This is a genomic window from Pseudomonas sp. PA-1-6B (assembly GCF_021609545.1).
Lineage (GTDB): Bacteria > Pseudomonadota > Gammaproteobacteria > Pseudomonadales > Pseudomonadaceae > Aquipseudomonas > Aquipseudomonas fluorescens_BV.
Genome location: NZ_WJZM01000005.1, coordinates 61,096 through 74,124, shown reverse-complemented (window position 1 = coordinate 74,124; position 13,029 = coordinate 61,096). Strand labels below are relative to the sequence as shown.

Here is a 13,029-nt window from a genome sequence, read left to right as displayed (position 1 = left end):
TTCCCCTTACTTGGGCAATGCGAGATATGCGGTTTGGCCGTGCTTGCGCTGGAAGTCGCGCTTCTGCTCGGAGGTCATTTCGGAGCGCTTGGATGCAGCCTGGCCGCCGCCCCCGCCCGGGGCATGTGTCCCTGAAGCCCTTGGCCACAGGTGGGGTGCGCTTTCGCGGAGAGACTCGGCCCATTCGAGCGGAGTCAGAGGGGTCTTGCCGTCTTTGCCGAGGATGGTTTGGCCATTCTCGTCAACAGCGACCGCTTCGCCCTCTTCGCTCAGTGAGAACACGCCTTTGGCGCGCAAGATGATGTCGTCGGTTGCTTCCGGCAATGCGCCGGCTTTCAGTGCTGCACCGCGCACCGAGTCGCCCAGGACTTTGCCCTGGAACTTGGCGGCGAAGGCTTCAGCCTTTTCAGCGCGACCGGCGAGCGTCTTCAACTGCTTGTCATGCTCGCCACGCAGGCGCTCGGTGCGCTTATTGAACACCTCGTCCACCTTGCCCTCGGTAAGCAGCTTGGTTTCTTCGTCCTGGCCCGCCCGACTGAGCAGGCCTTTGACGGCGTCGATGTCGATGCCGTCAAACTGGGTTTCGAACTGGGTCAGCTTTCCGGAGGTTTCCTTCAGCTTGCCCAGCAGTTCCGAGTTCTTGGTCTTCAAACCGGAAACGGATGCTTCAACGGCAGTCGCGATAGCGGCCTTGATTGCCGGGTTTTCCAGGTCGATTTCGTTTTCTTCTGCCACGTTGATGCACCCCTTGGGTATGTTTCGCCCGCTTTGCAGGCATAAAAAAACCCGCCGAAGCGGGTCACTTAATTGTAAGAATGGGTTAGATATATAGCATGTCAAAATTCGTTCCATGCATATCAGTATAAGGGGGATCAAACGCGCTATCGGAGTTCATATAACTAACGACATCAGTTATCAAATTCTTACTATGCATTGCCCCTTCTCTCACCACTGATGACTCTATAAAATCGACATGAGACCTTGTGAAATCTCCATCTATATTGGCCACAGCCCAATCCATCAAATCCACAACATTTATAGCATTGCGCTGTACAGCCCAAACAAAGGACTCTCTATTGCAGACAAAAGCAAATGCGTCTTGCAAAGCAGCGGCTGGCTGCCATCCATCTAAATAAGAATATCCGATTTCAGTCTTTACCCTACAACCATAGTAACTCTTGCTACCCTGAAAATAGAATTCTAAAAAATATTTTTCAAGATGATGAATCAAATTTGACTTGTTAGTTCCTGCTGGCATTTGACTAAGCATATAATTTCTCGTCTACACTTCCATGCGTGAAATGGAAAGCTACAACGAAGCACGCTCGAACGCCAGTGGCTCCACGCTTTTCATCTGCGTAAGCGTCAACGGAGCAAAATTGCGATCAAGCTGCAGCTCGGCGAAGCGCTCGACGGTCAACCCGCCCTCCCTGAACAGCTTGGCCCGGACTGGACCGATTGCCACGTCCTGGAACGCGGCTGGCTGCTGTTGTAGCCAGTGGTAGTAATCAAGGTCGGCACTCACCTGCTGGCCGCCGTCTGCACCCACCGAGGCCCGCGTAGCGCCCTTGGCGAACATCGCGCTGAGCTTGGTCAGCAAGATGAACGTGGTTCGGCAGTTCGGGTGAAACGGCGGCCTTGGACCGGAGTCCACCGGGAACTTGCGCTTATCCATTGAGCGGCATTGCTGACTGGTCTTGCTGTCCAGCGTGGCAACCATCTGGATTTCTTCGACGATATCCGTGTTGGCCTTGGCCACCTCCATCCGCGCCTGGGACGACACATGCTGAATGGCGGTGTGCACGACTGTGCTGGCATTGCGTTTGGTTGTGGCCAGGATGCCGTCTTTGTACCCTGCCGCCTTGGTGCCGCGAATGTTGCGGATGATCTGGAAGTTAGTCTGCCCTTCAAAGAAGCCTTGCCGGATGGTGCCGGTGACGCGCTCTCGCTCGGCGCCGGTCCAGCCCTTGATGAAGGCTTTCAACAGCTTGCCGCCACCGCTACCGCGCACACTGAGCGGATTCGTCAGCACAGCGGTACGGATTGCGGCAGCTGTTGGCGCGACTACATCCAGCGACACGCCAACCGGTGCCGACCTGGCAAGACTGGTCGCCTCGAACTCGGCCTCGTAATTGGCGATGTCCACCAGGTCGAGGTTCAGCTGCAAGCTGTACCGGTCGAAGATACCCAGCAGCAGGCTATCTACTTCCTTCAGCAACGCCTCCAGGCGTTTGACGTTGTACTCAGTCAGATCCGACTGGGTGAGGCGGTCCCGGATAGAACGGTCAATCTCCTTTAGAAAGGGGGCGAACTTGCCCACCTCCCCAGCCTTGAGCTTTTCGAGAAAGACAGCGTGTCGGATGGTTGCGTCAAGTATTGCTTGGTTCGCCGCCATCTACTGTGTCCTCGTCGTCCAGGCCCAGTCCATCGCCCTGCTCTTCTAGCTCGCCGTCGATCTGTTCGTCAGTTCGCTCTGGCGCGATCAGCCCCAGCTTGCGCAGATACGCCCGAAGATCAGCTTTCGCGAAGCCGCCGTTCTGCCACAAGCCAACCAAGGCCGTGATCATCTGCGGATCAGCAGTGAGCTCGACGAACTCTTGATTGACCTGGTAGGCGACCTTCTTGTCGGCAATACCCATGTACATGCAGCACCATATAATGGCTCGCGTGTAGGCCTCGCTGACGTTGGCAACACAGCCAGCCAGGACTGATGTGGAGGCCGACTGATCACCGCGTGACTCGGTTGCGGTCTTGGTGGCAAGTGACGCCACCACCATCCGCGCACCCAGTTCGATCATCATCTGGTTCTTGTCAGCCATGGCCTCCTTGACCAGCGTATTCGGTGCAGGCTGGGCGTAGCCGAAAGCGCCTCCGACCGGCAACATCATCGGGGCTCTGGAACCGACATAGATGCCGTTCTTCTCCATCCAGTCGCGCCAGGACTCGTCGAGCCCACTGATCCACGGCTGAGCCTGCCCGCACCAGAACACACTGTCTTCATAGTCGGCGCTGTTCCGGAAGTGGCCCAGGTTGATCATGGCGATGTCGTAGAGCGGCGACTCATCAATGCTTGGGTCGTTGTTCTGCGCGCCGACGAATGTGAACGGAATCTCTTTGAGGCGCCCCGTAACGCCTTCCGGCTTGAATTCTTCGATGACAGTCAGCGGCCCACCACCTTTCGGCCCGGACCGGCGCCAGACGCGGCAAACAAAACCGTCGTCCTCCAGCGCCAGCTCCCGGTACTGCTCAGCCGTCTTGTAGCCGAAGCCATCAGGAATCTCCGGCGACTCGCGCAGCACCACCAGGGTCAGCACGCTATGGCCGTTTACCATGCCGGTGCGCCAGTTGATGATGTCTTCAGCGCAGTAGGACAAGATCACCGAATGCCCGCCGATACCATCGTCTTGGTGGTAGTCGACGTAAAGCCCGTGGCGCCCAGCTTCAAGAACCTTCTCCAGCGTTCCTTGGGAGTGCTGGTAAATGCTCACGCCGGAGCCGTTGGCGTTGTCCTGTAGGTATTCCAGCTTCTTCGGCACCGTCAGCGTCGGGTCTTTGTGAAAGGCCAGGCCAAGCAAACCGTTTCGGGTGTGCCCAGTGGCGTTCTTGAACACCGCGCGCTCGCGGTATGCCCGGTTGCGGTCTTCGTTCTCCGGCGACTTGTCGTGCGCGTTGATGTACGGCAGCCGATCCACAACCCGGTGCTGGCCCGCGCAGACGTCGCGAACGGTCGCCCAGCGGTCCAGCACTGCTGTGTATTCCGCACGCTTGAAGGAGACGTCGTTGCTCATCGGGCGTATCCCATTTTGATAGCGGTGACCGGTTTGATGATCGGGTACTCGCGGTGGATGAAGTAGCCGCCGGCGTCGTTCGCGTGATCGATGCCGGCGGTTTTGTCTGGCTCCCCGTTTGCGCCCCACACCTGCTGTTCTAGGCCATCGGCATAGGTCGGACAGGTGAGCGGGTTGACCAGGTAGCGGCGCTCGCCCTGCGCATTGCAGAAAACGGCATTCATTGCGTTGATTCGGTCCTTCACCGGCGGGTTTGCCGCTGGAGCGATGACCGCGAACCCGGCCTGCTTGAGCATCGCCAGGTCCGTGATGCTTGCGTTCACCGACTTGCGCGAATCACCCGAGGCGTCCGGGTAGATCCTGATTTCGCAGGTCTTCTTGAAGTCGTTGCCGTCGTGCTGCCAGTACCGCTCTTTGATACGACGGATCATGTCGGGCGTGTCGTAGCCGTCGATCAGTTCATCCACCGCCCTGGGCAGCCCTTGGTCACGCTTAACGTGGGTAATCGCCGCCATCTTGCCGACGTTGAAGTCCATCCCGATAAACAGGGGCTCTCCGGGCTGCACGGTATCGAAGCACTGGTTCAGCTTTCGGTCATAGGCCGTGTAGATGGTGCCGGACGTCAGGTTGACGAACTGGCCCTTCAGGTACGCCAGGATCAACTGAGGCGGATACGACTCCATCAGCGATTCGATGTAGTCGTCCGGCAGGTTCAGCTCGTTGTCGAATGTGCTCGCCTGGACCAGGCCGTACATCTCTTTGAGTGACGGCTTGTCGCGCAACTGCTTCACGAACTGCTGGAAGACGAACTTGAAGCCTTCCGGCGTCGTGGTGACGTCTACCCCGTTCTTCAGCCCGGGTAGGTTGTAGCGCATCCGGGCGATGATCTTGCGCCAGGCTTGCTGCGCCTTGATGGCGGTCAGCACGTCCAGCTCATCCACCAGGGCGTGGCCTATCTTGAAGCCCACGATGGTCTGGGGCTTCTCCATCGACCGGCATATCACAGTGCCGCGGTACTGCCGGCCGCTGTAGATGTGAACCTCATGGTTCGCCTGGTTGATCTTTGTCTTCAGCCCCCAGTCGTAGGCCACCTCATCCATGGTCGGATAGAAGATGTCCCGGATCTGCGGGTAGGTCGGCGCGAAGTACCCAGCGTTGACGCCGGGCCATTCCATGAAGTGCTTGCTCAGTGCCGAGCATCCCACCCAGGTCTTGCCCGAGCCGAACCCGGCAACGAACGCACGGAACTTGTGGGGCAGCGTGAGGAACTGCGCCTGCGGAACGTTAAGGCTCGGCATTCGGCTTCCTCGCATCCACTACGTCGACCTGAATGCGCGTCGGGATTGCCGGCTCATCGCCGGCTTCTTCCTTCCGGGCCCGGTTGACGTAGATGTCACCGGTTTCCTTCGCAGCCTGCTCGAGGATCTGCATGGCCAGGCCGATGTTCTTCATCGTCTCAGCCTTCTCCACGAAACGATTCATGGCGCGGAGGCGGAAGGCGCGGTTGGCAATCGGGATATCTACTGTCTCTTCCCTGAAGCGCTTGCGGCACTCTTCAAAAAACGTCTTCCACTTCTGTCCGAGGTCACGACCGGAATACTTGGTTGGGTCGTATCGCTCACACAGTTGGCGGGACACTTCGATGCCGTATTGCTCCTTGACGGCCTGGCAAACCTGACTGGGAGTATCGAAGCAGGCCAAGGCTTGGACAATAAAGGCCTTCACCTCATCTTTCAGGGCTGCCATAGATTCTTTTTCCGTCAAGGGCTGTCAAGGATTAAGCCAGCTTGAGCAGACAGGTTCCGCAGGCCCTCGCAATGTTCAATTTCCCCACCTCAGCAGGACTGTTTGCAGCATCCACCAACGCTTGCACGTCAGGGCTTGCACCGTAGCGGCGGACGACACCGATGAACTCTTCGACGTCGTGGCCACGCATCTCAAGCTTGGGCGCCCCCTCCTTGTTGAAGGCAGGCTGGCCGTACTTATCGTTGGCGTGTGCGATGTGATAAAGCTCGTGCTCAACCAGTCCGCAGAAGTCGGTGTCGCTGCACTGGGCGCAGTAGTCAGCAGCCAAGGTGATAATGAAGGCCGGCACATCACCGAACCAATCATGCATCTGTTGCTCCATTCGGGCCTTCTGCCAACCACCGGCGCGGAACGCTACCTGCTCGGCCTGGCCCAGGACCGTACGACCCTGCTTGGCGAAGCTCGACGACGCCCACATGACCCGGATGTCTGCATCCAGTAGATGGGCGTGGTCTTCGTTGTGAATAGTGCCGGTGTCAGCGAGGATCTCGGCTTGGAGCCATTCCCACACATCGGGTGCAGGGGTCAGCCGGATGCCGAAGTCGGAGAGGCCGGACAGCTCAAGCAGTGATGCCGGAGGGTATGGCCTATCCATGAATCACCTTAACCTTGAAATAGTAACGTGTTACCGGTATTGGTTAAGATCAATCCAGCAGCAACAAGGACCTCACCATGCCAAGCCGGTATACCGTCGTATATGTCCCGCACTCAGAACTGAGTGCGCTTAAATTTGGCCAAGCACCACCAAGCAAGGCAATCGACCAATTTTGTTATCGGATTGAAGATTCTTGGGCTGACGGCGACTACATCGGAGCACCTTATTCAGTTGAGGAGGAAGCTTTGGCTGCCTGCGAAAAATTGAACAAGGAGGAATGAATGCTGAATTTTGAAGGCTGGCACAGGAAGCTCCTGACAAAACAGAAAGCGCTCTCAGCAGACTCACGCGGAAAAGAGATTCTAGTAGGGCTCACTCGGGAGGACTCTGAGCTCTACATTGAACTCGTAGCAAGCGATGATCCCAACGATAGCGACAAGTTCATCGAGCTGGACAAGAAGCATATGGCGGCGAGGAACGGTTTCGACTTCGACGAGGACATCCTGTAGAGCATCCTGTCTCGGATAGCCGCACTCACCTGCGGCACACCTACCCTTCCGCGCTATCTAGCAACACATCAATTAGCTTCTGCTCGCCCAAACGCATCGCACCGAGGCATTGCAGGTCGTCGCATTTGGGGCCGAGGCCGAACACGGTCACCTCTCCCTTCGCACCGATCAGGGTCAAGACGCCTACCGTGCACTCGGGATGCTCACCGGCGTCCAGGTCATCGGCGATCTTGCGCAGGGTCTTGGCGGCGTCGCGCCAGTCTTCCCGCTTGAACTCAAGAACCTTGACAGTCATTTCATCACCATTTGCTGTGTCTGTGCATGGGCGTGACCGTGGAGCAGCTGACGATCAGGCCCTGGGGCAGCCCGGCAGTCTTGGCGGCATCCACGGCGTCCGCAATGGCCTTGTCGAGGGCACTTACCGCGGCGTTGATGTCTTGGCTCAATGGGAGAGCGTGACGCAGGCGGGTGACGTTACTCATAAAAATCACCCTGCCATAAAAAAGCCCCGGCGGTTGCCGAGGCCAATTAGAGAGTTATTTCGTCTGCTACGCGCTTGTATGACGCTTGGTTCGCACCACCCTCATAGGCAGCGTCGCTGCAAAGGCAAAAGCCTCTTCACGTGTGCGGAACGAGCCGAATCGGTCAGCATTCGTACACACCCTCCAAGGGCCGTGGTTTACGCTTAGGACGTCGTAACCATTGATATTCATCTTGGTCAGGATAGGAACACTCATAATCACCTCCTTTTCTAGAGATAATCTGGGGCTGTCCTAAACACCATACACCCGCTTTTTTGGTCTGTGACTACCGCGTGTCGCGCCACGATTTGGCGCATTCGAAAACGTGGCGCGGATTACGGTGCGAGCCGCAACTGCTGATCGAATAGCTCGCGAATCTCTCCAATACGCCGCATCACAACCGGCTCACCCTTCAAATGGATAAGGTGGGTCAGCTGGTGGGCAATCCCCTCATCCGAAAGCACCTGGCTTGTCGGTAGCTCCTTGAACCAGCACACGAACACAGCGAAGTGCAGAGCCCCAGGCAGTTCTTTCAGGAAGCGCTTGTCAGTCATCTGGACGTATCGGGCGTGCTCTTCGCGGAGGTCTTGGTAGCTGGCTGAGTACGTATGGTTACCCAGGAAGTAATCCATCCGCGCTGCCCTCGATAGATTGGCGCCGGCAGTACCGGGCGCCTTTGGTTTAATCGGTCAGCCGTTGCGGGTCGGCAGCTTGAAGTCTGCGAACCGGTCCGCAAGGTCGCTGATCTTCTTCACTCCGATGAATCCAATACCGCCCCCGAGGGCAGCGGCAAGGTTCTGAGGTAGCCCGAAGTACTCGAGGAGTGGAAACGCTCCGGCCGTGAACAGCGTGCACAGCAGCGCTTCAAGAGCCGCCTGTCTTCGTGTCCCGCCGCCGTAGATGATTCGCAAAGCAGATATAGCGAATGACAGTGCTGCGGCATACAGCAGCGGCGCATGCTGGCTCAGCCACGCAAGTACAAGCGCCCAGGTATCTGGTTTGTCTGGCATGTTGGACATCTCAGTTCCTCCCCGTCAGGGAGTTAGGAATACGGCAGGTTGTGACCTGCGGAATTGAATCGGCTCACACAGCACTCCCAGCTCGGAGCAATGGGTGTGGTGGAGCCGAAAACTAAAAGGCCCCTGCATGTGCAGGGGCCATAAGGCACGCGGCATGATCGCCGCTTTTGCCTTGAGCCAAAGTTTATTTTCCTCGGCCACACGATGGCGAGCGTTAGAAAGTCCAGCTCCATACTGGGAACGAAGGAAGTGGGCCCGTACTGTGATCTGGATAGAACACACCACGTTTCGGCGCAGCAGCCGGCGTATAACCGAAGCGCCCCCACAATGGAACGTCATCTACAGTCACGATGTTGCCGTCATCCTGAAGTTGCAGATAAATACGATCTGCCGCTCCTTTCTGCTTTTCGGGATGGCCTTCAAGGCCGTTCAGTGCGATCCATGTACGGCTATTCACGCGATCAACCAAGACTGCTGCGGCTTGCATGTAGAAGCAGGTGACCAAATCTGTGTTCGGGCGGTTGTCCACATAAGTATAAGGAACGGTGCTATCTGCTACCCAGATTGGGACGCCGTTATCGTAGAGCCGCAGGTTCCCATCAGCCTCCAGAATAAGCTTGTACTGCTTGCTTGGGGACTCCAGGTACTGCCCTACGAGCATGAAGTTGCGTGGAGGCAGCACCGAGCTGCCGTTTTGGGTAAAAGGGACGATTCGAAAACCACTACTAGACATATAATTCACCTTTGTGTTGAACATTTTGTGCGGAGGATTCCGCATTCTTGTCGCTCAAAGGCGATTGCTCGAGGCTCGTGGCCTTCACATGATTCAACGTTCCGCATCGGGAACATTTGATCTGGAGCTCTATAAACCCACCCGTACGGGCGAGAAGTCTTTTGCAGTTACCACACCTGAAATCTTTCAACATCTGCAAATTCCTTTTGCTGAATTACCCGTCCATTGGGCAATAAAAAGCCCGGCGCTTGACCGGGCTCTGTAATGTAACTTGCTCTCGCTGAATTCTACTTCGCGCCGCCGTTGTCGCGATCAGTCTGAGCATCTTGGTCAGATCCAGGGTTGCCAGGTGGAGGATTCCAATCCTCTGGCTTCTCACCGCCACCCTGCTTGGGCTCCGACTCAGCTTGCTCAAGACCAGAGTCATGACCCTCGCCCGTCTCGGGCATATCCTCTTTTGGTCCAGGATATGGCGCTGCAGGACCGTTATTGTCATCCACCATAAATCACCTCCTGTCTGTAGCGCGGGGTTGCGCATATAACTGGGAGGGACTGACTAGACAGAAAGTGCTTCTGCCTCGACGAGCGGACGAAAAAAAGCCCCGTGCAGTGACGAGGCTTTCTAGTGTCAATCCCTAACGCGCAAGATCGACAGGATGGGTAAATACTCTCTCACTTTCTCACTCAACGCAATGGCTATTTACTATGCCGCGCAACTTTCTATCAATCCCTCGGCATCGAGCAGCTCTTGAGCGGAAGTCAGCGCCTCATTCACCTGGTCATCCAGTGTCTTGCGTATCGACGAACGCCACCGATATCGGGTCGACTCTGGCTTTCCGTCATTGTCCCAATTGGTGATGTCGTACCATGCCGCTGGCAGCACCGCGGCGGAGCGTTTACCCTCGGCGCCTGCTACCTGAGGAATAGCCCAGGTCAGCACGGCGCATTCCCGAAAGCGCTTCGGCGCTGGAGTCTTTACCGAATTAAGCAGCTCCAGAATGGCGCCGTGCTTACGCTCTTCGTGAGTGGAGTACTTCGCTACCAGGGCGCGCCAGTGTGCAGGGGTGAGCGCTTTGTGCAGTCGGCCGAATACCCAGCAATCTTGAAGAAACGCCGCGTCCTTGCCGACGATCTCTCCCTTCTGCTTGGCGCACTGCACCTTGGGTTCAAAGTCGCAGCCGCCGGCGGAACTGATGGTTTCGGCCGCAAGGGCTCGAACTACTGCTGAAACAACGTTGCGATAGGTCATGCGGCTTCCCCTTTTTTCAGCTCTCTGGTCTTTGCCCGGTATTCGGCGGTCATCGCCTTCAGCTCTTCCACGGTGTATTTCTTGGCCTCATGAGGGCCTTCAAGCCATGCCACCTTTTCCTCGCCAATTCTCTGTAGGAGCGAGATTCGGTAATTGATGAGGTTTCCCGAGAGGTGGTTATTGCACGGGGCGCACTGCTTCCAGGCGTTGAGCGGTTCAAACCTCAGCTCTGGGTTCGCTCCTACAGTGCGGTAATGGCCCGCGTGATACTGGCCTTCGTGGTGGCGGCCGCAACTCACGCATGGCAGTGCCGCATCACGGGCGCGAACCCAGGCGTTGAATGCGTGCTGGGTATCTTTGAGGTGGCCCGCCCTACTCTTCAGCTTCTCCTTGCGTACCTTGATCTCGCGGCGCTCGACCTGCGCCAGTGCCTTACGTTTCCTCTGCTGCCTATCGCGGGCAATAGCTACAGCGCAGTCAGGAGAGCACCAGGTTTGAAAGCTCTCGCGCGGGATAAAAGATGCCTTACAAGAAGAGACACTGCACTTCTTCGGGCGACTCGGTTTTGGTTGCTTGGTGATCATGCAGCCTCCTTGCTGAGCAGATCGGTGAAAACCACACCTTGGCCTGTGAAATAGGTGGCGATGCGGTCGGTGTAATTGATGCCCTGGGCGCGATTAAACAGGCTGGTAACCGGGAAGCCATCAGGGCCGAACAAATGACACTCCCCCATCATGGCCAGCTTCGTTTCATATGCCAGGTGACGCATGACTCGGTACCAATCGGCTTGGAACCCAGCGTCCTCGTTCAGCAGGATCTGCACGCCAAAGTGCAGCTTGCAGTAACGGCGGGCGTCGGCCGCATCGCCGATCTGGGTCATCTCTGCGATGCGCTTGTACATCGCAAACCACAAGGCGTTCTGGTCCAGGGTGCGATCCTTGCCAGGGCGCAGGGTGACCACCACAAACTTCTTGTCGCGATACATGGCAGTCAGGCTGGTGATGGCCTCGGAGAGCTTGGCCTGGCAGTTGACGCTGATCTTGTCGGTCACTGCCCCGCCCTCTTCGCTTCCAGCTCTCGGGCCTGCTTGATCAGCAGCGCTCGACGATCAGCCAATCCATTCGCTGCATCAATCCGCATTTCGGTTTTCCGCTCGGCACTGGCCTTACGCATCTCCAGCATGGAGTTCTTCACCAGTTCGAGCTTCTGGCGAAGCGCGGGCGCTGGCCGCGTAACGGTGCCGGTTAGCAAACCCGCGATAGCCCGACCATCCTCGTTGATTGGCTCGACACACAGGTCCTCCAGGTACTTCTGAGCGTGTTCGCGCGGGATTCGCTTCAACTCCATCGCCTTGGTCACAGCCTGGATACGGCGATTGGCATCGAAACCCACGGACACGTGCCAGTTGACCGGTTTCGCATCCTCGCGGGCCTGGCCCACGAACCGCTGGTAGGCGTCGATGAACGCCATGCGCGCACCGATTTTGTCGCCGCCATCCAAGATGGGTTTCGCGGCTGCCAGGGCCAGCTGGATCTCATCGGTCAGCACCACGGTTTCGAATTCGTCGTTGGTGGTCATGGCGATAGCCCAAGCCTCGTCCTTTCCAGGGCGGCCGTCTGAGGACTGGACGCGTTGCAGGATGTCAGCCATTGCCAGCTTGCCCTTCACCTCGAAGCGGCAGGCCTTCAACGCGGCTTTGACGATGGGCACCGGATACGCGCAGAGGTCTTCAGCCATCATCGCGGCAGTGCCTGGATTCATTTCCTGCCCCATGGCCTCGGCTGTGGCGCAGATGGCGGCGGCCAGCCCGGCAACCTGCTGGTCGTTCATTTCAGAGGTATTCATTGCGGTCACCTGCTTGGCGTTTGGCCAGAACCATCTGGGCGGCTTGCTCCGCTGCGGAGTGGTTTGCCTCAGTCCGTTCCATCTGGCGGGCGGTTGTGCCGTTAACACGTTGTCCGGTTACCCACTGGGTGTGGTAGCTCTCGGCGTTGGCCAGTAGCTCGTTGAGGCTGTGGCACTTGCGAAGAACAGCTGCATCGCTGGTTTTCAGGAAGTGGGCCGCAACGTGATGGGCGACATCGGCACCGAGGCGGTCGACAAGTTGACCGAGCTGGCCGCCGACCTTGGCATTCCACACCGGCCAGGCGCTGTAGCGCTTGCGGTAGGCCATGGCGTAGTTAGCCCAGACTTTGAAGGTCTTGCAGGCCCGATCTTTGGGGCCGGGCATATCGGCGGGGATCTCGACCCGTGGGGTATCGGTACGATCAACCACCAGAACCAAGCCGCGGGACTGAGCCGGCGTGCCGGTGGCGTCCTGCAAGTCCTGACTGGTGTCCTGATTGGTACCCTGATGATTGGTATCCTGATTTGTCGGAGATTTTTCCGACCCTTGCCCGGATTTTTTTCCGACCTTGCTCGGAGATTTATCCGAGGTAGATCGGATTTTTTTCCGACCCTTATTGTTTGGCGGGGTCGGATATTTTTCCGACCCATCCAGCTTCTGGTTCCACTCGACGGCCTTCTCGGTTAGGCGAAAAAGCGTGATGTTCGAAGTGCTGGAAAGCTCAATCAAACCGGCCTCTTCCAGGGCCTTCAGCATGCGGTAAGCGGTGTCCGGTTTATCGGTGAGCAAAGGTAGCTCCTCGATGATCTTGGCTTTGCTCAGCGCGAAGAAGATCCCGTCATCGGTCTTGATTGGCTTGGTCCAGCTCGGGCAGCCGTAGACGAAGGCGAACAGCAGCGCCTGCTGAGAATTCAGCCCCCACTCCAGCGCCTTCACCTGGTTAATCGTGACGGTGTATTGCAT

19 protein-coding genes and 1 pseudogene are annotated in these 13,029 nt (G+C 57.4%); 1 reads left to right on the top strand and 19 read right to left on the bottom strand.

Annotation, left to right across the window (positions count from 1 at the left end; all coding sequences use genetic code 11):
* Nucleotides 1-6 precede the first annotated feature (6 nt).
* The 7 genes from GIV35_RS04790 to GIV35_RS04760 all read right to left on the bottom strand — a co-directional run bounded on the left by GIV35_RS04790 (nucleotide 7) and on the right by GIV35_RS04760 (nucleotide 6,189).
* Nucleotides 7-735 (bottom strand): hypothetical protein, encoded by a 729-nt coding sequence (locus GIV35_RS04790; protein WP_169918318.1) that lies wholly within the window; start codon nucleotides 733-735, stop codon nucleotides 7-9.
* Nucleotides 736-820: 85 nt separating this feature from the next.
* A complete protein-coding gene (locus GIV35_RS04785; protein ID WP_236265110.1) occupies nucleotides 821-1,270 on the bottom strand; it encodes a hypothetical protein in 450 nt (149 codons plus the stop codon).
* A 39-nt stretch (nucleotides 1,271-1,309) separates the two neighbouring features.
* Complete coding sequence (locus GIV35_RS04780; RefSeq protein ID WP_169918316.1) at nucleotides 1,310-2,395, bottom strand: minor capsid protein; 1,086 nt, start codon at nucleotides 2,393-2,395, stop codon at nucleotides 1,310-1,312.
* Nucleotides 2,370-3,788: a DUF4055 domain-containing protein gene (locus tag GIV35_RS04775; protein ID WP_236304300.1), complete on the bottom strand. Its 1,419-nt coding sequence runs from the start codon at nucleotides 3,786-3,788 to the stop codon at nucleotides 2,370-2,372. Before GIV35_RS04775 ends, GIV35_RS04780 begins: the two co-directional genes overlap by 26 nt.
* Complete coding sequence (locus GIV35_RS04770; RefSeq protein ID WP_236265108.1) at nucleotides 3,785-5,086, bottom strand: terminase large subunit domain-containing protein; 1,302 nt, start codon at nucleotides 5,084-5,086, stop codon at nucleotides 3,785-3,787. Before GIV35_RS04770 ends, GIV35_RS04775 begins: the two co-directional genes overlap by 4 nt.
* The gene (locus GIV35_RS04765; RefSeq protein ID WP_236265107.1) at nucleotides 5,073-5,534 is read right to left on the bottom strand and encodes a DUF2280 domain-containing protein; all 462 of its coding nucleotides are present in this window, start codon (nucleotides 5,532-5,534) and stop codon (nucleotides 5,073-5,075) included. The genes GIV35_RS04770 and GIV35_RS04765 overlap by 14 nt, the downstream gene beginning before the upstream one ends.
* Before the next feature lie 31 nt (nucleotides 5,535-5,565).
* Nucleotides 5,566-6,189: a putative metallopeptidase gene (locus GIV35_RS04760; protein WP_236265106.1), complete on the bottom strand. Its 624-nt coding sequence runs from the start codon at nucleotides 6,187-6,189 to the stop codon at nucleotides 5,566-5,568.
* A 281-nt stretch (nucleotides 6,190-6,470) separates the two neighbouring features.
* Here GIV35_RS04760 and GIV35_RS04755 point away from each other — a divergent pair, with 281 nt between their 5' ends.
* Complete coding sequence (locus tag GIV35_RS04755) at nucleotides 6,471-6,698, top strand: hypothetical protein (protein WP_236265105.1); 228 nt, start codon at nucleotides 6,471-6,473, stop codon at nucleotides 6,696-6,698.
* 40 nt (nucleotides 6,699-6,738) lie between these two features.
* Here the strand turns inward: GIV35_RS04755 and GIV35_RS04750 are convergent, their stop codons facing one another.
* From GIV35_RS04750 to GIV35_RS04695, 12 genes and pseudogenes are all read right to left on the bottom strand, one after another.
* Nucleotides 6,739-6,993, bottom strand: a complete 255-nt coding sequence (locus GIV35_RS04750) for a hypothetical protein (protein WP_236265103.1) — start codon at nucleotides 6,991-6,993, stop codon at nucleotides 6,739-6,741.
* Nucleotides 6,990-7,180 (bottom strand): annotated as a pseudogene (locus tag GIV35_RS04745) (hypothetical protein). The gene GIV35_RS04750 and the pseudogene GIV35_RS04745 overlap by 4 nt, the downstream one beginning before the upstream one ends.
* Before the next feature lie 66 nt (nucleotides 7,181-7,246).
* Nucleotides 7,247-7,435 carry a DUF2188 domain-containing protein gene (locus GIV35_RS04740; RefSeq protein ID WP_236265102.1) on the bottom strand — a complete coding sequence of 63 codons (189 nt, stop codon included), beginning with the start codon at nucleotides 7,433-7,435 and terminating at the stop codon, nucleotides 7,247-7,249.
* 119 nt (nucleotides 7,436-7,554) lie between these two features.
* Nucleotides 7,555-7,851, bottom strand: a complete 297-nt coding sequence (locus tag GIV35_RS04735) for a hypothetical protein (RefSeq protein WP_236265100.1) — start codon at nucleotides 7,849-7,851, stop codon at nucleotides 7,555-7,557.
* Between the two features lie 57 nt (nucleotides 7,852-7,908).
* Nucleotides 7,909-8,238, bottom strand: a complete 330-nt coding sequence (locus tag GIV35_RS04730; RefSeq protein WP_014717899.1) for a phage holin, lambda family — start codon at nucleotides 8,236-8,238, stop codon at nucleotides 7,909-7,911.
* 214 nt (nucleotides 8,239-8,452) lie between these two features.
* Entirely contained in the window at nucleotides 8,453-8,971 is a 519-nt protein-coding gene (locus GIV35_RS04725; protein WP_236265098.1) for a hypothetical protein, read from the bottom strand.
* Complete coding sequence (locus tag GIV35_RS04720) at nucleotides 8,964-9,164, bottom strand: Com family DNA-binding transcriptional regulator (RefSeq protein ID WP_236265097.1); 201 nt, start codon at nucleotides 9,162-9,164, stop codon at nucleotides 8,964-8,966. The genes GIV35_RS04725 and GIV35_RS04720 overlap by 8 nt, the downstream gene beginning before the upstream one ends.
* Nucleotides 9,165-9,674: 510 nt before the next feature.
* On the bottom strand, nucleotides 9,675-10,220 hold the full coding sequence (locus GIV35_RS04715) for a hypothetical protein (RefSeq protein ID WP_236265096.1): 546 nt from the start codon (nucleotides 10,218-10,220) through the stop codon (nucleotides 9,675-9,677).
* Entirely contained in the window at nucleotides 10,217-10,804 is a 588-nt protein-coding gene (locus GIV35_RS04710; RefSeq protein ID WP_236265093.1) for a recombination protein NinG, read from the bottom strand. Before GIV35_RS04710 ends, GIV35_RS04715 begins: the two co-directional genes overlap by 4 nt.
* Nucleotides 10,801-11,271: a hypothetical protein gene (locus tag GIV35_RS04705; protein WP_236265092.1), complete on the bottom strand. Its 471-nt coding sequence runs from the start codon at nucleotides 11,269-11,271 to the stop codon at nucleotides 10,801-10,803. The genes GIV35_RS04710 and GIV35_RS04705 overlap by 4 nt, the downstream gene beginning before the upstream one ends.
* The gene (locus GIV35_RS04700; RefSeq protein ID WP_236265090.1) at nucleotides 11,268-12,065 is read right to left on the bottom strand and encodes a hypothetical protein; all 798 of its coding nucleotides are present in this window, start codon (nucleotides 12,063-12,065) and stop codon (nucleotides 11,268-11,270) included. The genes GIV35_RS04705 and GIV35_RS04700 overlap by 4 nt, the downstream gene beginning before the upstream one ends.
* A complete protein-coding gene (locus tag GIV35_RS04695; RefSeq protein WP_236304299.1) occupies nucleotides 12,052-13,029 on the bottom strand; it encodes a phage replication protein in 978 nt (325 codons plus the stop codon). The genes GIV35_RS04700 and GIV35_RS04695 overlap by 14 nt, the downstream gene beginning before the upstream one ends.